General features: G+C 48.0%; 22 protein-coding genes. 8 read left to right on the top strand and 14 right to left on the bottom strand.

Going from position 1 to position 25,238, the window contains the following annotated elements; translation table 11 throughout:
* Nucleotides 1-96: 96 nt before the first annotated feature.
* Nucleotides 97-1,062, bottom strand: coding sequence for an arsenic resistance protein (locus MKX40_RS02795; RefSeq protein ID WP_339239328.1), 966 nt, complete (start codon nucleotides 1,060-1,062; stop codon nucleotides 97-99).
* Nucleotides 1,063-1,288: 226 nt separating this feature from the next.
* Between MKX40_RS02795 and MKX40_RS02790 the strand changes: the two genes are divergently transcribed.
* The gene (locus tag MKX40_RS02790; RefSeq protein ID WP_339239327.1) at nucleotides 1,289-2,047 is read left to right on the top strand and encodes a tryptophan-rich sensory protein; all 759 of its coding nucleotides are present in this window, start codon (nucleotides 1,289-1,291) and stop codon (nucleotides 2,045-2,047) included.
* 107 nt (nucleotides 2,048-2,154) lie between these two features.
* On the opposite strand, the gene MKX40_RS02785 is transcribed toward MKX40_RS02790, so the two are convergent.
* From MKX40_RS02785 to MKX40_RS02770, 4 genes are all read right to left on the bottom strand, one after another.
* Complete coding sequence (locus MKX40_RS02785) at nucleotides 2,155-2,529, bottom strand: RidA family protein (protein ID WP_017690870.1); 375 nt, start codon at nucleotides 2,527-2,529, stop codon at nucleotides 2,155-2,157.
* Between the two features lie 138 nt (nucleotides 2,530-2,667).
* Entirely contained in the window at nucleotides 2,668-3,333 is a 666-nt protein-coding gene (locus MKX40_RS02780; protein ID WP_339242893.1) for an oxidoreductase, read from the bottom strand.
* 82 nt (nucleotides 3,334-3,415) lie between these two features.
* Nucleotides 3,416-4,573, bottom strand: coding sequence for an MFS transporter (locus tag MKX40_RS02775; protein ID WP_339239326.1), 1,158 nt, complete (start codon nucleotides 4,571-4,573; stop codon nucleotides 3,416-3,418).
* Nucleotides 4,574-4,781: 208 nt separating this feature from the next.
* Nucleotides 4,782-6,197 carry an ATP-binding protein gene (locus tag MKX40_RS02770; protein WP_339239325.1) on the bottom strand — a complete coding sequence of 472 codons (1,416 nt, stop codon included), beginning with the start codon at nucleotides 6,195-6,197 and terminating at the stop codon, nucleotides 4,782-4,784.
* Nucleotides 6,198-6,461: 264 nt separating this feature from the next.
* Here MKX40_RS02770 and MKX40_RS02765 point away from each other — a divergent pair, with 264 nt between their 5' ends.
* On the top strand, nucleotides 6,462-7,115 hold the full coding sequence (locus MKX40_RS02765; RefSeq protein WP_339239324.1) for a phosphatase PAP2 family protein: 654 nt from the start codon (nucleotides 6,462-6,464) through the stop codon (nucleotides 7,113-7,115).
* 4 nt (nucleotides 7,116-7,119) lie between these two features.
* Here MKX40_RS02765 and MKX40_RS02760 read toward each other — a convergent pair whose 3' ends face one another.
* The 7 genes from MKX40_RS02760 to MKX40_RS02730 all read right to left on the bottom strand — a co-directional run bounded on the left by MKX40_RS02760 (nucleotide 7,120) and on the right by MKX40_RS02730 (nucleotide 13,021).
* Nucleotides 7,120-8,631, bottom strand: coding sequence for an HD domain-containing phosphohydrolase (locus MKX40_RS02760; protein WP_339239323.1), 1,512 nt, complete (start codon nucleotides 8,629-8,631; stop codon nucleotides 7,120-7,122).
* Nucleotides 8,632-8,880: 249 nt separating this feature from the next.
* On the bottom strand, nucleotides 8,881-9,672 hold the full coding sequence (locus MKX40_RS02755) for an anti-sigma factor (RefSeq protein WP_339242892.1): 792 nt from the start codon (nucleotides 9,670-9,672) through the stop codon (nucleotides 8,881-8,883).
* A gap of 188 nt (nucleotides 9,673-9,860) precedes the next feature.
* Entirely contained in the window at nucleotides 9,861-10,457 is a 597-nt protein-coding gene (locus tag MKX40_RS02750) for a sigma-70 family RNA polymerase sigma factor (protein ID WP_339239322.1), read from the bottom strand.
* A gap of 974 nt (nucleotides 10,458-11,431) precedes the next feature.
* Nucleotides 11,432-11,743, bottom strand: a complete 312-nt coding sequence (locus MKX40_RS02745; protein ID WP_017690878.1) for a hypothetical protein — start codon at nucleotides 11,741-11,743, stop codon at nucleotides 11,432-11,434.
* A gap of 265 nt (nucleotides 11,744-12,008) precedes the next feature.
* Nucleotides 12,009-12,116 carry a hypothetical protein gene (locus MKX40_RS02740; RefSeq protein WP_017690879.1) on the bottom strand — a complete coding sequence of 36 codons (108 nt, stop codon included), beginning with the start codon at nucleotides 12,114-12,116 and terminating at the stop codon, nucleotides 12,009-12,011.
* Between the two features lie 43 nt (nucleotides 12,117-12,159).
* Complete coding sequence (locus tag MKX40_RS02735; protein ID WP_017690880.1) at nucleotides 12,160-12,264, bottom strand: hypothetical protein; 105 nt, start codon at nucleotides 12,262-12,264, stop codon at nucleotides 12,160-12,162.
* Between the two features lie 430 nt (nucleotides 12,265-12,694).
* Nucleotides 12,695-13,021 (bottom strand): MTH1187 family thiamine-binding protein, encoded by a 327-nt coding sequence (locus MKX40_RS02730; protein ID WP_017690882.1) that lies wholly within the window; start codon nucleotides 13,019-13,021, stop codon nucleotides 12,695-12,697.
* A 774-nt stretch (nucleotides 13,022-13,795) separates the two neighbouring features.
* On the opposite strand from MKX40_RS02730, the gene MKX40_RS02725 reads away from it, so the two are divergent.
* The 4 genes from MKX40_RS02725 to MKX40_RS02710 all read left to right on the top strand — a co-directional run bounded on the left by MKX40_RS02725 (nucleotide 13,796) and on the right by MKX40_RS02710 (nucleotide 19,694).
* Complete coding sequence (locus tag MKX40_RS02725; protein ID WP_339239321.1) at nucleotides 13,796-16,129, top strand: ribonucleoside-diphosphate reductase subunit alpha; 2,334 nt, start codon at nucleotides 13,796-13,798, stop codon at nucleotides 16,127-16,129.
* A gap of 337 nt (nucleotides 16,130-16,466) precedes the next feature.
* Nucleotides 16,467-17,498, top strand: coding sequence for a ribonucleotide-diphosphate reductase subunit beta (locus tag MKX40_RS02720; protein WP_105601435.1), 1,032 nt, complete (start codon nucleotides 16,467-16,469; stop codon nucleotides 17,496-17,498).
* 165 nt (nucleotides 17,499-17,663) lie between these two features.
* Nucleotides 17,664-18,638, top strand: a complete 975-nt coding sequence (locus MKX40_RS02715) for an SMI1/KNR4 family protein (RefSeq protein WP_339239320.1) — start codon at nucleotides 17,664-17,666, stop codon at nucleotides 18,636-18,638.
* A gap of 21 nt (nucleotides 18,639-18,659) precedes the next feature.
* Nucleotides 18,660-19,694 (top strand): aminoglycoside phosphotransferase family protein, encoded by a 1,035-nt coding sequence (locus MKX40_RS02710; protein ID WP_339239318.1) that lies wholly within the window; start codon nucleotides 18,660-18,662, stop codon nucleotides 19,692-19,694.
* A gap of 162 nt (nucleotides 19,695-19,856) precedes the next feature.
* Here the strand turns inward: MKX40_RS02710 and MKX40_RS02705 are convergent, their stop codons facing one another.
* Together MKX40_RS02705 and fosB are read right to left on the bottom strand one after the other, a co-directional pair.
* A complete protein-coding gene (locus tag MKX40_RS02705; RefSeq protein ID WP_339239317.1) occupies nucleotides 19,857-21,668 on the bottom strand; it encodes a S9 family peptidase in 1,812 nt (603 codons plus the stop codon).
* A gap of 141 nt (nucleotides 21,669-21,809) precedes the next feature.
* Nucleotides 21,810-22,229, bottom strand: coding sequence for a metallothiol transferase FosB (gene fosB, locus MKX40_RS02700; RefSeq protein WP_124117873.1), 420 nt, complete (start codon nucleotides 22,227-22,229; stop codon nucleotides 21,810-21,812).
* Nucleotides 22,230-22,384: 155 nt separating this feature from the next.
* On the opposite strand from fosB, the gene MKX40_RS02695 reads away from it, so the two are divergent.
* Together MKX40_RS02695 and MKX40_RS02690 are read left to right on the top strand one after the other, a co-directional pair.
* A complete protein-coding gene (locus MKX40_RS02695; RefSeq protein ID WP_339239316.1) occupies nucleotides 22,385-23,284 on the top strand; it encodes an SDR family oxidoreductase in 900 nt (299 codons plus the stop codon).
* Between the two features lie 230 nt (nucleotides 23,285-23,514).
* The gene (locus MKX40_RS02690) at nucleotides 23,515-25,125 is read left to right on the top strand and encodes a gamma-glutamyltransferase family protein (RefSeq protein WP_339239315.1); all 1,611 of its coding nucleotides are present in this window, start codon (nucleotides 23,515-23,517) and stop codon (nucleotides 25,123-25,125) included.
* The last annotated feature ends 113 nt before the right edge of the window (nucleotides 25,126-25,238 follow it).

Raw genomic sequence — 25,238 nt, 5'->3', positions numbered from 1 at the left:
AAGAGTACTCCCCTATGACCAGTCGGGAGTACTCTTTTGTATTTTACTTTTAACAGAGAATCACTTATTTCATAACGACGGTTTCGCTCTTTCTGCTCACCGATCCCGTAAGATCACCGCGGGGACAAGACGAATGTAGATTAACTCCCCTGCAAGCTCCACCATCGTCTGTGTAACAATAACAGCAGCAGCCATGGTTGCCCATTCCGGCGGGAGTGCCAGGGCCAGTGGCAGAACGACCAGCGAATTCCGTGTAGCTGAACTGAATATCAACGCTCGTCCTGCGCCTGGATTCAATCCAAACCAAGTAGCAATAAGCCGAGATATCCAAGGCATAATGATTAGAAAAGCAACATAGATCGGGATCACATTCACGATGATCGCCATATCATTGTAGACTTTACCGATCTGGGAAGCGACAACCACGATCAGCGCGAGTGCCATCATCGGAACCGGCAGCCACGCCGTCGCATTCATGACCCGCTCACCGCTCACTTTACCTCTGGAGAGAACCTGTGTAACGACAGCGAGCAACAGTGGAATAACAATCAGGAACAGAAAAGCCTCCACGAACGGCCCTATCTGCATGACCTGCGCCACCTCAGCACCCATCAAAACCCATAAGTAAAACGGCAACAGGATCATTTGTATAACAAATAAAAGGGGGGTTGCGGCCAGCATCAGTTTCTCATTGCCCCTGCCGAGCTGTGTGAACACAATGACGTAATCAATACAGGGGGTTAACAGTACCAGATACACTCCGATCAGAACGCCTGGTGATTGCGGAAAGGCCAGTGTAAGCAACCATACGACTACAGGTACAACGATAAAATTAGCCGCCAGTAACGCGCCCATGAATCGAAGATTCGACCAGGACTCTTTTAACTGTAAAAAAGGAATCTGTACAAACATGCTATATAACAGAACAGCAAGTACAGGGGACACAGTGTAGTGTAAAACATTCCCCCATGCCGGTAAACTCAGCCCTATCACTGCTCCTAATAATAGTGCAATGACATAGAACCAGGTTTGCTGTCTCTCCATCGTTTCTCGTGTAAGCATTCTCTTCCTCCACTTCTAAATGGGACATCCTGAGCATGGACATATTTCTGCTCCGTTTCGCGTACATTGGGACAGAGTGCCGTTCCAGCATAACGTCAGAGCACAAGGATCCGTAAGATCAACTTGTGAATTTTTTGCGGCTGTTATTAGAATGTGCAAGAACTGGGTATATTTATTGTAGACTGACCCGTGGTTCATTCATTCGTCAAACCAAGGAGGAAACACCATGTCACGTAACAATCCGTACAAGTGGTTAAACGCGATTGGTTTTATCGCTGTAATTATCGTGAACTATCTTTCCAACGCTCTGCCGATCGGGGGCAGAACCAACAAGGAAGTATCGGATATGTACCCTGTGCTACTCACACCTTCTGGCTATGCCTTTGCTATATGGGGTTTGATCTACTTGCTGCTTGCAGGCTTTGTGATCTATCAGTTCGTGCCTGCTTCGTGGAAAAGGAACTCCATCACTCGTCTCGGGTATTGGTTCCTGGCAAGCTGTGCCTTTAACGTAGCCTGGATTTTCGCTTTTCAAAACTTGCAGATCGGTCTCGCTTTACTGATTATTGTACTGCTTCTGTTGTCTCTGATCGTGTTGTATGTAAAAACACGTACCATTACTGTTCCGACCACTGCTGAGATCTGGCTTGTGAAGCTGCCATTCAGCATCTATCTGGGATGGGTTAGCGTGGCTACGATCATCAATACTGCTGTGCTGTTATATAAAATCGGCTGGGATGGTTTTGGTCTCAGCGAACCGACCTGGACGATCATTATGCTCATTGTGGGAATGGTGCTGGCTGTACTCGTTAGCTTCCGTTATCGGGATAGTGTATATCCACTGGTATTCACGTGGGCGTACATCGCCATCGCCCTTAAACAAAAGGATGTCACTTCCGTATATTATACGGCAATCATCATTGCGATCGTACTGGCAATCTACGCGATATGGCTGTTCTTCGCCCGTAATCAGGATCGCGATTGAGCGACTGCCATTCTAACGCAAAAACATAAAGCAAAAAGCCGATTCTGGTCATTTTCATTCGACCTGAAATCGGCTTTTTATATGTACCGGCGTGAATGAGGACTGTCCTATTTCAGGGCAATAACTTCAATCTCCACCAGTGCGTCTTTTGGCAAACGTGCCACTTCCACTGCACTGCGTGCAGGATATGGCTGTTCAAAGAACGTGCTGTACACTTCATTCACAGGAACAAAGTCATTCATGTCCTTCAGGAACACCGTCGTTTTCACGATTTTATCCATGCTTGTGCCTGCTGCTTCAAGAATAGCCTTCACATTGCTCAGGGACAGACGTGTCTGCTCCTGTACATCTGCACCGAATTCTCCCGTTTGGGGATTCAGGCCAAGCTGTCCGGACGTGTAGATGAAATCGCCTGCATCAACGGCTTGACTGTATGGACCAATGGCGCCTGGCGCCTGATCGGTAGAGATTGGTTTTTTCATGGACGAGTTCTCCTTCATGTTCGTTATCCTGCTACCGCAAGGAGTCAGGGTTCGAACTCATTTTTGTTGCCTATTATACCACGATCTACCTCCAGCGAGAAACGCTCCTCACTGGCCACTATGAAGTAAACAATTCATTCAAAGGTTCTTATCCCCGTCCACGCCAAGAACATGAATGACATCATTCGGGTATACATGATTTCCAATCGCTTGCACCAGTGCAATATTCGTCATGGCCTGTGCAATGGTTGCGGCGTGGACTGCCCGGTATTTGTCTGCTCTGCCTTTCATCCAGCGATCCAGCAACTTCATGGCATGAGCGGCCATCTGTTCACCTAACCGCTTCTCATTTCGATCTCCCAGAATTAAGGAAGGACGGAAGATATGCAAAGATTGAAAACCGATAACAGACAATGCATCCTCCATCTCCCCTTTGGTCCGACTGTAAAAGACCCGGGAACCTGCACTCGCGCCCATGGAGGAGATCACCAGCATCTGGGGTACCCCATGTTGCTTCGCAAGCATAGCCGCACGAACAGGGTAATGATAATCCACCTGACGGAAATTTTCCTGACTGCCTGCTTTTTTGATCGTTGTACCCAAACAGCAGTACAGATCATTGATTCCATCGAATAATTCGCCTTGGCTCTCCAACTGTTCCCAATTCACCACATGCTGTTCCAATTTGGGATGTTGCAGCTCAAGCGGACGTCTAACCAGAACGCGAACCTGACTGTATGCCGAGTGCTCCAGCAGATGATGAACCAGCAATTCGCCTACAAGTCCCGTGGCTCCAATCACCATGGCTTTCCGTTCGAGACGATTCAAATACATCCCTCCACTTCGCCATCTTTTTTGAATTCATACCAGTGTATATAGTTCATTACTATTTTAACAGTACGCGACGTCCAAGGGTAAACGTAAGAATGAGCATGACTACACCAACCCCCACCTGAAATCCATAGGCTGAGATCCAGGCCAGCGCGTCGGACCAGTTCTCCATCTTCTCATACAACCAGCCACCCAGCAGCGGCCCAAGAAATGAAGTCACTCCCGTCAGAGCCGAATATACGGCGACAAACATCGGTCTTTCACTTTTGGGGGTGTCTCCTATCGTAAAGTTAAATGCCAACTGATTGAATCCACCCACCCCGATCCCAAGAAAGATATGAGATAGAAATAGTGCAATCAATACGGGCATGAACGACATTAATCCCCAAGACAGACAGGAGAGTGCGATGACCGGTAATGTCCAAAATAGGAGGGTTTTGTTGCTAAACCTGGCATTGAGATTGCCCCAGACATAGAAACCTGCCATCATAACCAGCGTCTGGACCACCGTGATCAGGGATACAGTCTGATAATTAATGTTTAATAGATCGAGCATAACATAGGAATAAAGCGGAACAATCAAGGTCTGGATTAATAACCAGACAGCCAGAAACAGCGTTGCTTTCAGGAATGAACGATCCTGGAACGGCTTGATAAACATCCGCCAGAAAACCTTTTCGGTCGAACGCTCGAATGGTACATCCGGATAAAAGAAATAAATGACTGTATTGGCAATAGCGCAGATCCAAACCGGAATAAACAGGATCAGAAAGCCTATTTCTCCGGGGTAACGGTCCAATACAATACCACCTGCGAATAAGCATACGCTTCCAAGAGCATTCAGAATCGTATTTCGAATTCCGAAGTAACGCCCTCTCACCTTGGCAGGTACGATGTCGCCAATCAGTGAAGTCCAGATCATGCCGCCGATCGTATTCGATATAAAAGCAACCGTATACACACCAATATATACGCTTACCCACCACTCTTTGGGGAAGATAAACGGGATCAGTCCCGTCGCACTCCATAAGATACGATGTGTGCCCACAAATAAAAGCAGCATACGTTTGCGACTGCGAATACGTTGCATCCAGTAAGCTGCTCCGATCTGGGCAATGTTTACGAAGGTCGTAATGGCGAGCACAAAACCGATATGTCTCGACCCGGCCCCAAGGTATAGCAGAAACCCGGTTAAGAACGGGCCTCCCAGCAATGTCTGTAAAATAATTGCCGGTACACCCTCCCATGTTGCAATTGATAAATTTGTGCGTTGTGTCGAACCCTTGCGCCGTGGTTTGCTTGCTGACGGGGGAGGGTTAACGTTGACCGTCTTCTGTATGGGGATACACTCCTTAGACCGGGTCTCAAAAGCCGGTCGATGCTAGTTGTCATCCCAAATTCTACTCACGGCGCGGAGGTTGTCAACTCATTTTTTCACGGTTCAACGGAAGATAGAGATGGAAGGTGCTTCCCTTGCCTTCAACGCTCTCAAGTTCAATCGAACCTCCAAGTAATCTCGCCAAATCCCGACTGATCGAGAGACCAAGTCCGGTACCGCCAAATTTCCGACTAATCGACCCGTCAGCCTGCTGAAATGCTTCAAATATGGAATGATGCTTGTCCTCAGAAATACCAATACCGGTGTCCTGAACGGAGAAAACGAGCCACCCATTCTGAATACCTGCATTCTTCCTCTGCTTGGTACTTACAGTCAGCGTGACCTTCCCTCGGTGAGTGAACTTGATGGCATTCGACATCAGATTCCGCAAAATCTGTTGAACCCGCTGGGGATCAGACCAGAGTGTGTCGGGCAGTCCCGGCTTCTTATCCATCTGCAACTGAATACCCTTTTTCTCGGCAACCAGTTGGAAGTGGCTCATGGCATCTTCGGTAAGTTGTGCCACACTGATATCCTCCAGTACTATATCCAGTCGCCCCGCTTCCACTTTGGACAGATCCAAAATATCGTTAATGAGTGTGAGCAGTTCCTGTCCGGATTGGTCGATCATGGTGGCGAAACGTACAATATCCTCGGGGTCCATCGTGTCCGCGTTCTCGCTGATCATCTGGGCAAAGTTAATAACACTGTTCAATGGTGTACGCAACTCATGTGACATATTGGCGAGAAATTCGGATTTGTACTGTGAGGCGATCATCAATTGTTTCGCTCGATCCTCCAGTACAATCTGGGCTTTCTGTAGCTCTTCCTTTTGCACAGATAATAGCCGGTTCGTACTTTGGATAAGCAAAATCCGGTTCTGTTCATTCTGAAAATCACGTAATATAAACGCAAACATAAGGCTTAACAAGATACCTGCCGGAAGCGTGTAAGGCATAATATGAGAGAAAAAATATGTAGCCGGGATGACGCCAAAGATAGCGATGCCCACACTATTGACCACATTGACGATAATTACAACAAGGATGCCTTTTGTGATCAGTCTGAAATCGCTGCGTCTCATCCATATATTTAAACCCGCACATATTACACCGAGTAAAGTCATATTAATTACCGCTGCCACCGTAGCATCCGTGATACCAAACGTTAACCTGGATAAACCTATCCCTACACCCACAATAATTACACTATAGGGTTGTCTGTACGTTAGAACGGCAACAATTATAGGAACATAACGAAGGTCAAATACCACTTCATCCGTGAGTTGAAATCCAAAAACCGTACTGATCCAGCCTGCAAAAACAAGGACAAGCACTGAACCGATCTGTTTCATTCGGGAAGAAGCACGTATGACGATATATTTATAGAACACACTGGCAAGATAGGCAATCGTTATAAGCATCCCCATATTCAATACGAACATTTTCAAAAATTGCATTTACTCACTCCTGTTGTCCCGACTTTACTGGCCTTGTTACCATCGTCCGTATGTGTTTCTATCATATCATGTCCATTGAAATTACTGCATTCCTTCTTCGTCAAAAAAGTACACAAAAATACACAAATCAGGATTCAATTTGTGTGCGGAACGTAGTAAAATATATTGTTGTTCAAATTTGAACTACTATATAGATTGAACTAAAGAAATAGATATTTGCTAGGGGCATGTTCGTCGGAACATGAATGAAAGGAGAACGCTGTTGTGCAATTGTTAAAAAGTAAATCCTATTGGCTGTCATTAAGTTTGATGTTGTCATTGGCTGTCATGGGGCTATTCTATGATATTCTTAATAGTCCGGAACGCGGGTTCGTTATACTTAATTCCTCGCTTGACCAGATCATTCCCTATGTACCCGCCATGTCCATTCCATATTTGGGCTGGTACCCATTTGTATTCGGTGTGCTCGCCTACCTGTGTGCCAAGGATCGTCTGACGTATTATCGCGTCTTGTTATCCATGAATATCTGTGTCTGGATCTGTTATCTCATCTACTTCAACTTTCAGACCATGGTACCGCGCCCGGAACTGACGGGTACAGGCCTGGGCGTATCTATTCTCGGATGGCTCTACAGCCAGGACCGCCCGTTTAATTGTTTTCCAAGTATTCATTCGCTGCACTCTTATCTGGTTATGCGTGCCGTTCTCTCGGTTCCAAGCATTCGCAAACCCATTAAGCTGTTGGTGGCTGCAGGAGCAGCGACCATTATCGTATCCACGCTTATGATCAAGCAACATGTGATCTATGACGCCTTGGGTGCCATCATACTCGGTGAATGTGTTCTCACCATCATAACCGGCCTCGCTCTACACCGGAGACGCAGAAAAGAATCGAAGTGGACAGAGGGGATCAACTGATCCCTCACTTCGATGGTTTCTGAAGATGCTGTTGTCGTCTCCATTCATCAATAAACAAACCTGCAAAATAGGGGTCCCATTGGGTCCCTTTTCCTTCTTCCAAAATCGTTAGCGCTTTCTCGTGACTCATCCCGTTCCGATAAGGTCGATCCGACGTCATGGCATCAAAAGCATCCGCTACTGCTATGATGCGGCCAAAAAGGGGAATATCTTCACCAGCCATCCCATCCGGGTATCCTTTGCCATCATATCTCTCATGGTGAGACCGTACACCCGGCAGAAAGTCCGCCATGGCATCAATAGGCTCTATCTGTAACAGAATGCTCTCTCCCTGCACGGGATGTGTGCGAATAATCGCGAATTCTTCATCGCTCAGTTTTCCATCCTTCAGCAGTACCTCGTCCGGTATGCCGATTTTCCCGATATCATGGAGTAGAGCTGATTTGTACAATAAATCCGCCTGTTCCTCATTCATTCCGCTCAGCTTGCCAATCATCAGTGAATACTCGGCCACCCGCATGGAATGCCCTGCGGTGTACTTATCTCGAGCGTCCAAAGCCGCTGCCAGCATCGAAAAATAACTTTGCAACAACTGTCGATTGCGTTCCTGCCTCATCTCAAGCCGATTAATCATCATATTAAAGCCGGAGATCAGTGCAGAAAATTCATCCGCATACAGATCAGGAGCTCTTCTACCGAGGTCTCCCTCCTGAATTCGATTCATCTCCTGTGTCAATTCAGCAACCGGATCACGAACATCCCGAATCAACAGCCAGCTTCCCACCAGTGCAAATCCAGCACCAAGCACAACGATGACAATCCCCCACAGAATGTACTCTCTCGCAAATTCTCTGTCCATATACTGAAGCCGGATTGAGGTAGCGAGGAAAAATAAAAATAACGGGAACAATCCGATGAGTGATGTACTTAGCTGAAATTTACGCTGGATCGATACCAGGATACGTCCTCCCAGTGAAGGCTCCATCCCGTATTGGATTTTGCCTCGATGACGGACCTCAAGTAACAAGGGTCTTATCGCCCTCACCGTCAGGTAATACTCAATGAGCGCATGCATGATGGCAATCAAAAATGCACATGCGGCAGCCACTACTATGTACACGTACGGGAACTCAAGCCACCCCGTGGATATCATCCATATGGTTAACCCCGCTGCCGGAATCGAAAAACCAAGCATGTGAGGACCCATAATTCGATATATGGTCTGTCCCGGGAAACGATGAATTTTCTCGTACATATGGTTCAATTCGTCTCGCTCGTGATGCTCGGAAGTGAAAAATTGTCTTATGGGTCCAAGCTGCACCCACAGCGTAATTAACTCTGCAACCAGCATGAACAAAATTGAAATCAGTACAATGCCGATGAGTCGAACAAATTGAATATCGGGTATTTGTAATGTAGATACCATAACCACTGTACCAACAACAAAAACAGCTGCCAGTGAACCGATCAGATAATTGCGTATCAGGCGAAAGATAAATGAACGGTATGCTTCCAACTGAACCCCTCACTCTCTATGTGCAAACCCGTTCTCCCTTGATATGCGGGAAAATTAGGGTATTTCCTTCTATTTGTTTATCGGTTGCACCGCCAAAAAAAATTAATAAAATTCAATGGATGGGTACCAAGATCTCCACTGTCGAATCGTTTCAAAAAATTTGGCCCTGTCCCGTCTTCTGGTGGTAATCTGTAAAACACGAAAAGGCTGCTCCACAACCGGAGCAGCCTTTGGTGATATATCCTATATTTATCCTTTGATCTTGGCAGCCAGAATCATCGTACCCCTTGGTTCCTCCCCCATGGCATCCGGTTCTAGCGTGATCGCGACCGTGTCATAGTCGTTGGCCGAATCCAGTGTGTAGTATACCGCACCCGTCCCATCACGACTAAGGAACGTCCCCGCATTCTGAGGCGTATCTCCCTTGATCAACCACACCTGAAATGCCTCATTGCCTTCCAGATTCGGCAGGTTCTCAGCCTGCACAACCAAGTGAGTGCCTTTGCTGTCAATTACGATGGTTGCGAGACCCTGAGCTACAATATCCTGCGTTGCAGGATTCAGCTTCACTGCCTCGCCAGTCTGCATGCCCTGTGCAGGTTCCAGCGCTGATGCCAGCTGCTCTTGCAGCTGCGCATTCTGCGCCTGTACCTGCACCAATTGCTCTTGTGTAGCCGACGAGCCCGCCGCTTGCTGCGTCAGCGAGTCGATCTGGCTCTGCAGCTGCGCCGCGTACACGCCAAGCACCAGCGCCGCTGCCGCAAGGCCGGCGCTGGCCACGCGCCAGGCGCGGCTGCTGCGCGCACGCGCGTGCCCTTGAGGCTGCCATGGCTGTGCCTGGGCAGCCTCTTCTCCCCGGGCCGCAGGCACCGCCGTTACCGGCGGCAGGCCTGGCCCGGGCTGCGCCGCACGTTCGTGCTGCGGCGCAAGATCCTCCTGAAGCACCACGGGTGCTTCAGGTTCTGCAGGAGCAGCCGCCGGCTTCACCTCGGCGCTCTCCTGCACATGTCCGAGCACGTTGCCCAGCACGCGTGCTCGCATGCCTGACGGCGGTGCTACAGGTTCCGCCGCAAGTGGCAGGAAGCCAGTCACTTCCTGCAATTCCCTCACCTCCTGGCGACAAGTTTCGCAAGTTGCCATATGGGCTTCAAACGCTGCCACTTCCTCTGCTTCCAGTCCGCCCAGCACATACATCGGTGCCAGATCAGACCACTCCTCATGTCGCTCTATCATGGATGTATGCCCTCCCTTCCCGCGTCCGGATGCAATTCAGCATCGGCCAGCAACTTTTGGAGCTGTCGCATGGCAAGCCTGACACGGCTCTTTACTGTACCCAGCGGAATCCCGAATCGGCTGGATACTTCCTGCTGGGTTAATCCCGCATAATAAATCGATTCTATAACTTGCTGCTGATCACCATTCAGTTGGGACAACGCCTCTTTAATCCGAGTGCCTTCCCATTTACGCTGCACTTCTTCTTCCGTATTCGTATGCTCATCGGCATAGGCCGCCAGTGTCTCGTGTTCAACTGAAGTAGCCGCTGCCCCTTTCGATCTCCGCCTCAGCATGTCCACTGCTATGTTGCGCGTAATCGCAAACATCCATGTGGTCAGCTTCCCCTGTGAGGCATCGTATCGTTCAGCATTATTCCAGACCCGCATAAAAAGTTCCTGAACGGTCTCTTCGGCCGTCATGGGATCGCCAACGATCCGATAGGCAAAAGAATACACCGCTCGCTCATAACGGTCATATAAAAGCTCCAGTGCGGAGGAATCACGTTCCGCAATCTGTCGCATTAACCTGCTGTCCTCCATCGATTCAGTCATGCGAGGGCCCCTTTCTGTTTCTTCCCTCTTATTATAACCTACGCAGAATCTTTTGAAGAGGATTACCTCAATTGAGAAATAGTTTGAAAAAATTCTGTTTATTTTCAAACGAACATTTCAGCTATTGTCTTGAAGGACTACCCGAAAAACATGTTTTTCTGTTTGCACTTTCCTTTTTATTGCAATAAATTACAACCTGTGGTATAGTATAAGAGTTGTATTAAACAACCTCATATGATTTCTGTCTTCTTTAAACCCCGGAATATTTTCTTCATGCTGCGACCGCAGCGAATTAAGCACAATCAACCTATGAAGATTGAAGAACCTGCATCACAATAACCCGGTAGTACAGAGTTTCACAAGATGTTCCCATTCACACTGGCGCGGTCATCGGAGCCGCAAGGACAAAAGAGAGGTAGGGCTTTTGTTGTTTTGGATATCACTTATTCTTGAGAAGATTGAAAACATACACAAAGCACCCGGAATTGGGTTCCGGGTGTTTATCCATGTCTACATACACGTTTCAAGCACCGTCTACACACTGTCAGACCCCGTTCCCTCAGGAGAACAGTCTCTCCTTCCGCCTATTGGGCTCACCAGACGCTAACGAATCCTGCACACCTTATATTGAGGATTTCTACGGTATGTAAAATCTAACAAATCTCAGCAACGTTAATCCATGTCACTTCATGAGTATAAGCTCCAAATGTGCCCAAATTCAGCTCATTAGACGTCTACGATTCGTTGAACTCTTGAAACGTCAGAAATTCATGGAATAGAGCCTGTGGAGTTCGTTAAAGAACGATTCACAAAGTAAAAAAGGGACACCGCAGGATGAGATCCTACGCTGTCCCGTTCTGACTCATGAGTACTTTATGCCCCAACATGGAACATAGTGTTTATTTAAAGTTGATGAGTCAGCCCCTGTCGTAATGATCCACGATCAGCGAAAGCCTCTTTGCATTCGCAACCAATTAGATGAACATCGTTTTGGAGATAATAACCAGCAGGATGAACAGCACAAGGATCGTACCCATGGAACCCCAGCTTCCGCCGCCATGTCCATAGGATACTCCGCAACCCTGTTGATAACCATGCATCATTGGAGCCTGATTGGCATGGTGTCCGTATCCATAGCCATATCCCATTGGCATTGTTCCACAACCATATCCATACCCATGCATTTCATGACCTGTGTATTGGTATCCTTGCATATGCTCATAACCTCCCATATGTCCGTACACATGCCCCTGTCCGTTCGGTGAATTCGGTTTTACTTCGCTCATTGTTCATTCCTCCTTAACATTTGCCTACACCCCTAAGCTATGTATTCAGCCTACCTCTGGACCGGGCTATCGCCCTACTTCCGACAAAATGGGCGTTTAGCCGTTAAGTAACCATCTCTTTTTTCGGAGGAATAATCCGTCCTTGCACTTTCATAAATCCCATTCAATTCTTCCGTTCACCATAAGCTATCTCCTCTCCCTGGCTCTCCACCATGCTTGTCCTCTAGAAAAAAACCCCACCGGTTGCCCGGCAGAGCTCGCCATATTATACCCAGAATGATTTAGTAATGATTACGAGAAGAATGAACAGAACCAGGATTGCTCCGGTTGATGTCCAGCCGCCATAGCCTACGCCTTCAACTACATTGCTCATGCAGAACCCTCCTTTACGAATATATTAGGGTCCAAGCCGGTTATTAGATCAGGAATGCTTTAGAAATAATGACCAACAAGATAAAGAGAACCAAGATCGCGCCAGTCGATGTCCATGCGCCGCCGTATCCACCTACTACTCCACTCATGTAAACCCCTCCTTTGATTTGAGGTACAGTTCACTATATGCACCAATCACACATGGGACCGGGCTCAGGTCGAAAATGGGCGGTTCTTTTCACAGATTATTCTCTGAACATACATACAGGATTAGTTCTCAAGGTCTGTCAGTTATGTTCAAACACGTTTAAGTCATAAATAAATCTCACGGGTATATCAACCGTATGTATGTACACCAAACATTTGAATAAAAATGTTACGAATTACGATGAAGATTTCATACGAATTAGCGGTGGATACACCAACGCCACTTTGATTGGAGCTTCATTGGTAGTTGCCGATTAGACTGTTAAATGAGCATACAAAAAGGCCAGCTCTTGAAGAGACTGGTCTTTTGGACATTCGATTAAAGGATGTGGCGTATTTACATAACTAACAACCAACCATATATATTAGGAATTAATTGGGTCTTGCCTGAAGTGACGTCAGTTTATCCTGTACCGATTGTAACTTCTGTATACTTGAGGCATCCGGTTTGTCACGACGGTCGTCAATTTTGACGGATGTGGACACACGCTGGGCACCTGACAGAAACGGTGCTTCATGCAGAGCCGCAATTGCTGTAAAGATCTCATTAAGCGGTCCCTCAATAATGGTGCTCATGGAAGTCAACTGATATGTAATGCCCCGCTGATGTTCCAATACCTTTTGCATGTCCGCCACATAACTGCTTAGACTCGTTGTACCCGTTCCGATTGGAATGACAGTCACTTCTGCTATTGCCATTTTGCTCCGCCTCCTCTGGGCCCCGTGAACAACCGCTGCCGCTTATTTTAGTCGAAATTTGACTACTTTTATTCTACCAGTTGAATGCGTTACAATTCAAACTGACGTGAACACGTCATTCAAAATGTTCAAAAATTTTTTTTGATAAATCTTCAAATCTTCCAGTCCTTTTCCTTTGCGGATTCCTCGCTTAAATGGTATACTCGGAATTACGTTTTACTGGTTCTGCCCACTTTACAAACACAATATGTTGGGTTACAGTATGTTGACAGCTACAAAATGTAGTGACGCTAGATTTCTCCGCTTCTAATAGTCACCTTCTGCATTCTCGCGAAAAACAGGATGAAATCACCTCCAAAGGCACGTCCCTGTAGGTGTAAATCGCTTTCTCGAAACAGAGTTGACACAGAGGTTAACGGGGCTGTTTGGACTGCATCCGGTATCCTCAAACTACAGGCACATCTGCATATAGACAAAAGCTTACATAAGCACCCTTCTCTGTCGATATCCTGAACCTTCAAGACAGCAAGGAAGCCAGAGCATCCATGGGCATTTTCAGCCGCGAGGCGGGAGAATGCTTTTTATATGAGCATGTTCTGCATTGTGCTGCTTTGTGCGCTCAAGTTGAGCGATCTAAGACATGATTTGTCGCCGCCGTTTCAGTCCGCAAAACGTAACCCTATTTCTTTTTCTCACCGTAAGAAAGACACTCAATTCTTTATATAAAGAATTTCTCCAATTTATCTCTTAAACATGCGAAAGCGAGGAATATTCATGCCACAAGTTGTGACCAAGCCGAACAACCGCCAGCTTGCCTTTGATGATATGCGTATCTCGGTATATGCCGACCGTATCCTGGAAGGACTGGACATGCTCGACAAGGAACGTCTGGTACGCGGGGTAAACAGCAAGCTCCGCCGTGATGAAGTTACCGGAGACGAGATCAGCAACGCTTTTATGATGAGCGCACTGGAACTGGTAACCAAAGAGGAGCCTAACTGGAAATTTGCAGCGGCACGCTCCCTGCTCACTTCCCTGTACAAAAAAGCGGCTACCAACCGCAGATACAAGTCTTACCCGGACGAGCCTTATGGGGCATTCCATCCTCTTCTTGTAGACCTCGTGAAAAAAGGCATCTACCGTGAAGAATTGCTGGAATGTTACACCAAAGAACAGATTGATGAACTTGCGGAGTGCATTGACTATCGCAACGATCTGCTCTTCGATTATATCGGCTTGCTCACACTGGCAGAACGTTACCTTGCTCACGATTTTGACGGAAAAGTAATGGAGTTGCCTCAAGAGCGTTATATGGTTATTGCGATGTACCTGATGCATCAGGAGCCTGCTGAGAAACGTATGGAACTCGTCAAGGAAGCTTACTGGGCGATGAGCAACATGTATATGACAGCAGCTACACCTACGATGTCCAATGCGGGCAAAAAAGTGGCTGGACAGCTCTCCAGCTGCTTCATTGATACTGTGGACGACTCACTTGAAGGTATCTTCGATTCCAATACAGATGTAGCCCGTCTGAGCAAAATGGGCGGCGGCATCGGCGTTTACCTTGGTAAAGTCAGAGCTCGTGGATCGGATATCCGTGGACACAAAAACACAAGTTCCGGTGTAATCCCTTGGATTCGCCAACTGAATAATACAGCGGTCAGCGTAGACCAGCTTGGTACACGTAAAGGTGCCATTGCCGTATATCTGGACGTCTTCCACAAAGACATTCTGGCCTTCCTTGATCTGAAGCTGAACAACGGTGACGAACGGATGCGTGCACATGACGTATTCCACGGCATCTGTCTGCCTGACCTGTTCATGGAGCGAGTAGCCAGCCGCGGTGAGTGGAGTCTGTTCTGCCCGCACGAAACGAAAAAAGTGATGGGCTGGAAAGATGAGAACGGTCGTGCACTCGGACTGGAAGATTTCTATGATGAAACTGTAGGCGCAGGCGCGTTCCGTGAGAAATATGAGGAAGCGGTCAACCACCCGCTGTTGTCCCGTATCACGGTTCAGGCGATTGATATCATGAAACGTGTGATGAAATCCCAACTGGAAACAGGTACGCCGTACATGTTCTACCGGGATACCGTTAACCGTTCGAACCCGAACAGTGCACACGGCATGGTATACTCTTCCAACCTTTGTACCGAAATCATGCAGAACCAATCTGCGACTGTAGTTGAAAAGGAAGAGCTCGTTACCAAGGATGGACAAACCCGCATCGTGATTTCCAAAGTACCTGGCGATTTCGTAGTCTGCAACCTGAACTCGATTCACTTGGCACGTGCTGTACCTCATGATGTATTGGAACGTCTGGTACCGATTCAGGTTCGTATGCTGGACAACGTTATCGATATCAACAACATTGAAGTGCTGCAAGCCCAATACACCAACAGTCAATACCGTGCGGTTGGTCTGGGAACCTTCGGACTTCATCATCTGCTTGCTCTTGAAGGCATTCGTTGGGAATCGGAAGAAGCTGTCACATATAACGATAATCTCTATGAAAAAATTAACTATCTGCTTGTGAAAGCCAGCATGGAACTTTCAAAGGAAAAAGGACATTATCCGAAATTCCAAGGTTCCGATTGGCAAACAGGCAAATACTTCGACCAACGGGAATACACAACTGGTGAGCGCGTGGGCGAATTCGTTACAACAGAACAATGGAAAGAACTGCAAGCACAGGTTCAGCAAAACGGTGTCCGTAACGCTTGGATGTTCGCCATTGCACCAAATGGTTCAACGTCCATCATTGCAGGTTCAACAGCCAGCATTGATCCACTTTACGAACTGTTGTCCTATGAAGAGAAAACGACATACAAGATTGCCAATCCGGCACCTGATCTGTCCGAAAAAACGATCTGGTACTACAAAACAGCATTCATGGTCGATCAACATGCTTCCATTAATATGGCTGCTGCTCGTCAACGCCACGTCGATCAGGGACAGAGCTTCAACCTGTATGTTCGTCCGGATATCAAAGCAACGGAATTCCTGGAACTGCACTTGCACGCCTGGAGAGCCGGCATGAAATCGACGTATTACGTTCGTAGCCGGGCATTAACCATTGAAGAATGCGATTCCTGCGCAAGCTAAGTTTTATCCTTGATAGAGCAGATTGACTAGATTCACGATGACCACCAGGGCATCCTGTTTTGATTGCAAAATGGCGTTGCCCTGGTTCTTTTTTGCCTAAAACACGATCACAGCATCGCAAGATGTTGATATAGATGCCACATTATATATAAAAGAATTAATGATTACACGATAACGAAGAGGACAGAACAAAGCTGAAGAAGCGGAGCGTTCGCCTTTATCACCGGATTTTCCCTTTAAAAGAGGGAATCAATAAAATCAGGGGATAACAGTGATCGGAAGGTTGTTCTGTCATCGTAGTTATGCAGTGTAAATTCATTCAAGGAGTGAACGGACGATGCAAGTACAGAAAATTTTTAACACCGAAGCCCCTAACCAATCCACCCGTATTATTGAAGGTGAATGCTCCGGTATCCTGAACTGGAACGACATTCGCATGCCACATATGTACAAATTGTACAAAGTACTGCTGCTCAACCACTGGATTGCAGACGAGATTCCCATGTCCAAAGATGCTTCCCAGTTTGCTCAACTGGATGAGGAAGAACAACGTACATTCAAAATCAACATCTCCCTGCTCGCGGTACTTGATTCCATGCAGACGATGTTTGTGGGTGACGTAAAACGTTACTTTACCGATTCTTCACTCGAAGCGATCTCGGCCATTATTGGACAGCAGGAAGTTGTTCATAACCAATCGTATTCCTACGTCCTCTCTTCCATCGTATCTGATCGGGAGCAAAAGGAAATTTTTGAATACTGGAAACATGATCCGGTGCTGCTCGACCGCAACCGTTTCATCGCTGATATCTATCAGAACTTCCGGGACGAGCCGTCTCCACAGACGTTCTTCCAAGCCATGGTGGCCGATCTGGTACTCGAAGGAATCTTCTTCTATAGTACATTTGCCTTCTTCTACAACCTGGCCCGTGACCAGAAAATGATGGCAACCAGCCAGATGATTTCCTATATCCAGCGAGATGAAAATCAACACTGTTACTTCTTTGCTGAAGTGTACAAACAGTTGCTGGTGGACTTCCCTGAACTGAACACACCTGAAAACATGGAATATGTATACACAACCATTAATCGTGCGGTTGAGCTCGAAACCAACTGGGCACATTACACGCTCAGCAACGTACGCGGCATTGACCTGAACGAGCTGGAAGATTACATCAAGTACATCGCCAACAAACGTCTGCGTCTGATGGGTATGGAAAAAGCATATGAAGGTGTGGATGTAAACTGCATGCCTTGGATCAAACCATTCTCCGATGAAGCACTGAATGCAACCAAAACCGACTTCTTCGAAGCCAAATCCCGTAACTACGGTAAAGTTGGTGACGATAATGGATTTGACGATTTGTAAAATCTTCTGATCAAGTATCCCGATATAAATAAGCACACATTAAAGCACTCCCTTTGATAGAATGCCTTCATGGCTATCTGCATGCGGGAGTGTTTTTTTGCCTCTTAACCCTGTAAGATAGTTTGTAAAAGACTCACATCCCTCCCAACGAAATGAGGCCTATTCATGGAAAGAGAACTGCTGGAACAAATCAACTTGTGGCATGAGCAGGACCAATTCAGTCTCATTATTGAACGTATCGAGCGTATCCCCGTCTCAGAACGGGATTATGATCTGATTGGTCAACTCGCCAGAGCCTATAACAATGACGCACGTTACCGCGAAGCCATTCAACAACTAATGTCTGTCGCGGAACAAGGGGTAAACGATCCGCTCTGGCAATATCGCTTAGGGTACGCGTACTGTTATATCGCCGACTATGAACAAGCACTATTGGCGTTTGAGAGAGCTAACGAACTTCAGCCACATGATGAATCAACCCTTGAATTTCTAAGTCAGATTCGACCTTTTACCGAGAAGATGCGACGGGATCGACAACGCCATGAAGAACACGTTACAGCATGGGAGCAGCGTGGCACGTTGAACCATCTTCGTGCTGCTTCAGGAACGTACGACCCAGTGACATTCTGGAAGCAGAGTGATTATGCACGGGATAACCATGTGTCGGCCCCCTTTGACGAAGACATGATTGTATCGCTTGAACATGAATTTGGTTACAAGCTCCCTGCCTCCTATATTCAGCTTATGCATACCCAAAATGGTGGAATCCCTACACGAACGGTGTTCCCAACCGAAGAAGCAACCTCCTGGGCTGTGGACCATATTGAGATTTCAAGTATTTTGGGGATCGGCCGGGACAAGATGTATTCCCTTGGAGGAGAGTTTGGGAGTCGGTTCATGATCGAAGATTGGGGATACCCTGACCTGGGGATTGTGATCTGTGATTGTCCATCCGCTGGCCATGATGTCGTTATGTTGGATTATCGCTTCTGTGGTCCTGAAGGCGAACCCTGTGTCGTTCATGTGGATCAGGAACATGATTATGAGATTACATATCTTGCGCCGAATTTTGAAGCTTTCATCCGTGGATTGGTCGATGAGGATTGGTATGACCTGTCTGACGAAGAGAATGAGGACTAAACTTCAGGAGGGTCCGGCCATATGACAACCCGTATCTATTTTGCTTCCAATCAACTTGGCGAAGTGGCTGCCATTTCATTGCAGGACGCGCTGAATGAACTTGAACTGGGAACCCTTGAAGACTATCAACGAACGGATAAAGGGGTTATGGGGCAGACCTTGCTCATTCGAACTTCCCGTGGAGAGTATATTCTGAAAGGCAATCCTTTATATGCAGGACAGTTACAGGAAGAAAAGTTCTTTGTAGAACAACTGGCGAAACATACGTCCATTCCTGTCCCTGACCCCTATTTATTACAGGAAGATACCGAACTTCTAGGCTGGAGTTATGCCATCATGCCGCGCCTGCCCGGAAATCACCTGTATGATCCAGCATTCCAGGCTTCACTGTCACAGCAGGATCAGGAAGAGATCGCCTGTATGCTTGCCCATACTTTGGCTGAGCTGCACCGCTGGAAGGTGCCTGACGCCGGGGAATATGATCCTGTAGCGCAGCAGATTGTTTCCTTTGCAGGCGATTATCTGGACTGGTTGTACGGAACCATTCGCCACTGGTTACATGATGCGGAGCAATACTCGGTGATTACGGATGACGATGTTCAGTGGGTGGACGAGCAATTCAAAAATGCTGAACCGGCATTTCGTTCCAAAGCTGTTCCGAGTTTTGTCATGGGAGACTTCAAGGTCGAGAATATTCTGATTCAACATGTGGACGAGCGTTCAGGTTGGCAGATTAGTGGTCTGTTTGATTTTACAACGGCCTATTTCGGAGACGGCACAGCTGACCTAACCAAAATATCCACCAGGTATGTTCGTGAGGGGCAACCAGAGCTGGCCGCACAATTCCTTCGCTGCTACCGGGATCTAGTCTGTGCAGCAGATGAGGAGAAATGCGAACACTTCCGCACACGTCTCAGTATGCATCTGCTCTATCAACGTATCTTGTGGTGGGGGGAAGCCAAAGCGACAGGACAAGTGACGTGGGCAGCCGACCTGCCTTTTGCAAAGTGGGCGGAGCAGTCCATCGATTCAATTCTTGCATTGCTGGATGAGTAGATTTGGACAGGTCGCTCAAGGATAGCGGCCTTCCAAACTAACGTATGTATCATATATGTCGACCAACATCTGGACGCACGGATAGAACCGCCAAAGATCAATAATGATCTCTGGCGGTTTTGGTCATCTCACTATATCTCAGTCAATGATGGAATCTTCAACTTAAGCCTGTGCGACGGGTGACTCCTGATGTTTCTGCAAAAACTCCAGCATCCGGCGATACACGAGAATCTCGTTTGCCTTTCTGGAGAAGCCATGGCCCTCATCGTCCAGAACGATGTATTCCACATCAAGTCCCTTCGACTGGAGCGCAGCCACGATCTGATCGGACTCGGCCTTCACGACCCTTGGATCATTGGCCCCCTGAATGACCAGCATTGGGTTAACCATCTGATCGAGATACGTAATCGGTGAATCCTTCGTTAAACGTTCGCGGTCACGGACAGGATCACCCAGCCAGTTATCCATCATCGGCTTCCAGTCTTCCGGTACGGATTCCAGGAATGTGAACAGGTTACTTGGCCCAAAAATATCAACCGCAGCCCGGAACAGCTCCGGATGGCGTCCTGCCAATAACAGGGTCATGTATCCCCCATAACTTCCACCTACCACAAACAACCGCTCTGGCGAGGTAATTCCCTGATCAAACAGCCAGTTGATCCCGGCAACACAGTCCAGTCTTGGCCCTTCGCCCCAATCTCGTTCAACCAATTTGACGAACTCCGCACCATATCCGGTACTGCCCCGGAAATTCGGTGCAAAGATATGATAGCCCTGCGCGAGCATCATCTGGAACATCGGCCGAAAAAACTTCGCTTCGGAGGCTTGCGGCCCACCATGAGGCCAAAATACAGTGTATCCATTGGCCTGCTCTGGCTTTGCTTTGAACAAGAGAGCTTCAATCTCCAGTCCGTCATAGGAGTTATAACGAATAACGTCAGGGTACACGAGATCACTTGGGTCAAGTCCAGTTACCCGATTGGCCGTCAGCGACTCCCATGAATCAGCACCTGCCATTTTGCGATAAATGTTATGCGGCTGGATTGCTCCACGTCCGAGGATATACACATTGCCAGCCTTCGTCACGTTCACCTGCTCTATCGTATCCAGCGGCATCTCTACGCGCCGAGGCTCATCGGCATTTTTGCCTAATACGTACATACGATTCTCCGGCCCTGTAAGTGTCCAGAAATATAAGGTCTCGGAAGCCTGATGCCAGCGGATAAACTCCACATCTTCCCCTTCGATTTTGCACACTAGACGGAATTCACGGGTATCGATGCGAAATTCAGCCACATAGGAATATGCCGAGCCATTATTGGTAATGAACAGAAGGCGATTGTCATCTGCAAAAATCAGATCGGATACCTGACTATGACGTTCTGAGGATGGCAAAATTACCATTTCTTCATCGTTACGATACAGATGTGCCGTCTGATACGTATTCGAGTACATTTTAAGAATGACATAACTCTTCTCGTCAGGACTTACGGCAACCAGGCTGCTCGTAACCTCTTCTCCACTGTATAACAGTTCATCTTCACCTGTCTCCAGATCGATGCGCCGTGAATTCAGATAGTTCGGATTACCCGCGCTGGTGACATAATAGAGACGTTGTCCATCCTCGGACAACTCTGAGAAATAACAGCGATCATTCGGTTCCGCCGGAACCACAGGCAATGGAACCCCACCCTCGGGTGGAAGTGCATACAGATGATAGTTCTCATCTCCATCCCGATCAAACGCGGTAAGAAGATGCCGTCCTTGCGGGTCTGCTTTGATAAATTGACTGCTCTGATTCAAGTACGTTAAAGGATACGGATACCCTCCAGGCAAATCCATTGCCCAAATATTCGGCTGACCGTTCAGATTGCTGTCCATGAACAAACGTTTCTCGTCTGCCGATACGGCAAAATGCGAAATGCGGTACGTCTGAAAATATTGCTCAACATCCGGTTTAGGGAACTGAATCATGACAAACCTCCTTGGAATTGAACCAATGAATTTAACATTGGTAAATTAAGGTACCATTTGTCCATATTATAGGTAATGCCAATGTTTAGACAATAGATATGTGAGTTACAATCTCGAATTTTCTTTATTTTCACATGGAAATCATGGATAAAAGGTCATATGAGCCTTATCTTCACGGTAATAATCCAACCTTTGCTTCATCGTGCCTGTATGCAATTCGAACAGATGTCCATCCGGATCGGTGAAATATACAGAAGCAGCATCCCGCGGATCTCTTGGCCTTCCAGGTAGAATGTCCGCCCCGGCTGCTCGAAGTTGCTGCACAGATTCGTCGAACTCTTCTTCTTTGACAGTAAAAGCAATATGAGTATAGGTTCGTTCCGTATAATTGCGAATAACATCCTCCTGATTCAGGGCGATCCACAGACCGGCCAACTCGAAATAAGCCAGTTTGCGTCCTTTCACTTGAATTCGGGCACCGAGAGCCTGCTCATAAAAGGTAATGGACCGCTCCAGATTGGATACGGAAAAGCACAAATGATTAATTCCTTGAATATTCATGTGGCTCCTGACACCTCCATCGATTTAAGGATCTATCCTTATTATGGTATATTTTGCGCAAAAAACAACCGCTGTGCCTGCTCCTCTCGCACATCCTTCTGGGCGAATGCATAGGTTATCCGTATCAATGAACGTTCGAGGAGGATGTAAAGCGAATGAATCCTGTCTATCCTTTTTATGGTGAGAAAACGGTGTGCAAGGAGCAAAAGCTGGCATTTCCACCCCAGCATCAGGACCAGCAACCCGGTCTGGAAACCCTGATGGTACCTGAACCGATTAGTGAAGATCCCGCTTATATCGGCAGCTGCAAACTCGAAGGCAAGGTTGCCATTATTACGGGTGGTGATAGCGGAATTGGCCGGGCAGCAGCCATCGCTTTTGCCAAGGAAGGTGCAGATATCGTCATCGCTTATCTATATGAACGAACAGATGCCGAAAGGACTCGTGAACGGATCGAAGAGCTGGGACAGCGCTGCCTATTAATCGAGATCGATCTCCGCCTAAAGAAAAACTGTGAGGCTGTCATTCGCACAACGATGGAGACCTATGGAAAGATCGATATTCTGGTCAACAACCATGGCGTGCAATATGTGCAACCAAGCATTGTCGATATTACGGAAGAGCAGCTATACCATACCTTTCAGACGAACGTGTTCGCTTATTTCTTTCTGATCCAGGCCGCTCTACCCCATCTGTGCAGAGGTGCCTCCATCATTAATACGGCTTCCATTACAGCATACAAAGGTAACGTCCAGTTGATCGATTATTCCTCCACCAAAGGAGCTGTTGTGTCGCTCACTCGTGTACTTTCCCAATCCCTCGCAGCACAGGGAATCCGCGTGAATTCTGTTGCACCTGGTCCCATCTGGACACCTCTTATTCCTGCCAGCTTCTCCGCGGAGGATGTGCAGGTATTTGGAACGGAGACACCTATGGGTCGGGCTGGTCAGCCATATGAACTGGCGGCAGCTTACGTCTATCTCGCCTCCCGTGATTCATCCTACGTCACAGGTGAATGCATTCATGTCAATGGCGGCGATATGGTGACGACATAGGCTAGTGTGGAATGTGGGTGATATCGTTAACCGATGTCACTCCACTTGGTAGAAACGTACAGATGATTAGCCAGGTCGGGATGGACCGTATTTTTGAATATGTGCTGCTGATGTCAGGTTGGATTTGGTAGGTGTGGCAGGATATCGGTTGTCCGGTTGCGAAGAGGGTTAGGAGTATGATCCGGTGATGCCGGAACCTGACATCTTGTGACAAGGAGCTGAACAACCTGATGAACTTTGATCCACTCTACCAACCGTACCCCTCGTACCGCGTGCCCGTGTATGCCAAGCAAGGCATGGTCGCTACGTCACAGCCACTGGCTGCACAAGCCGGTCTGGATGTATTGAAAAAAGGCGGCAACGCCATTGATGCCGCCATTGCAACCGCGGCAGCACTCACCGTGCTGGAGCCTACGTCCAATGGCATTGGAGGCGACGCTTTTGCCCTCGTCTGGACCGAGGGCAAACTGCATGGCCTGAATGCCAGCGGCCCTGCGCCTCAGGGCATATCCATTGAGGCGCTTCAAGCGGCAGGCCATACGGAGATGCCGAAGCTTGGGGTTGTGCCGGTGACGGTGCCTGGCGCACCGGCGGGTTGGGCTGAGCTGAGCCGCCGTTTCGGGCGGCTCACGCTGGCGGAAGCGTTGGAACCGGCCATCCGCTATGCGGAGGAAGGTTACCCGCTTGCCCCTGGGCTGGCCCGCCACTGGGCAAGGGCAGCCGAGATCTATGCACGCCAGGGTGATGCGAAGGCAGGGCGGGCGTGGTTTGAGACATTTGCTCCAGGCGGGCGTGTTCCCGCAGTTGGAGAGATGTGGCGCTCGCCGGATCATGCGGCGACTTTGCGCCAGATTGGCGAGAGCGAAGCGCGAGACTTTTACGAAGGAAGACTGGCCGAACGCATTCATTCCTTTATGGCAGAGCACGGCGGTTATCTGACTCGCGAAGATCTGGCGGCATTCCAGCCCGAGTGGGTTGATCCGATCTCCGTCTCCTATCGTGGATATGATGTATGGGAAATTCCGCCGAATGGACAAGGCTTGATCGCTCTGGCGGCACTTAATCTGCTGAAAGGTTACGAATTCGACGAGAAAGAATCCGTTCTGGCGTATCATCAGCAGCTCGAAGCCATGAAACTGGCATTTGCCGATGGGGAGAAATACATTACGGAAGAACGCAAAATGGGCGTATCGGTCGAGGAACTGCTATCTGAGGCATATGCGGAAGAACGGCGCAAACTCATTGGTGATACTGCACGTGCACCCGAGGCAGGTGATCCACGAGCAAGTGGAACGGTCTATCTGGCTACAGCGGACGGTGAAGGCAACATGGTTTCCTTTATCCAGAGTAACTATATGGGCTTCGGGTCTGGACTTGTTGTGCCGGGGACAGGCATTGCCCTGCAAAATCGTGGACACAACTTCTCACTCGACCCGAATCATGCAAACGCTCTGGAGCCTGGCAAACGCACATATCATACAATCATTCCGGGGTTCCTCACCCGTGGCAACGAAGCGGTCGGGCCATTCGGTGTCATGGGTGGTTTCATGCAGCCACAGGGTCATGTACAGGTGGTCATGAATACAATCGATTATCATCTGAACCCACAAGCTGCCCTGGATTCTCCACGCTGGCAGTGGACGAAGGGCAAAACGATTCTCGTGGAACCAGGTTTCCCGCAGCACATTGCACAGGCACTCGCCCGCAAGGGACATGATATCCAAGTGGCACTTGATCCATCCCAATTTGGACGCGGTCAGATTATCTGGCGCAATCCGGACAATGGCGTATTATGCGGCGGTACGGAAACGCGAGCGGATGGCTCCATTGCGGCTTGGTAAGCTCATGTCATTTCATTTATAAAGACAAGTACGGATATCACGACCCGCTTCTCATATCCGCTAATTCATTTCAAAGACACAATAGAGATGATTCATGTGATCTCTGTTGTGTC

Origin of the sequence: Paenibacillus sp. FSL R5-0517 (assembly GCF_037974355.1) — a bacterium.
Taxonomy (GTDB): Bacteria; Bacillota; Bacilli; order Paenibacillales; family Paenibacillaceae; genus Paenibacillus.
This window is presented reverse-complemented; position numbering and strand designations above follow the sequence as displayed.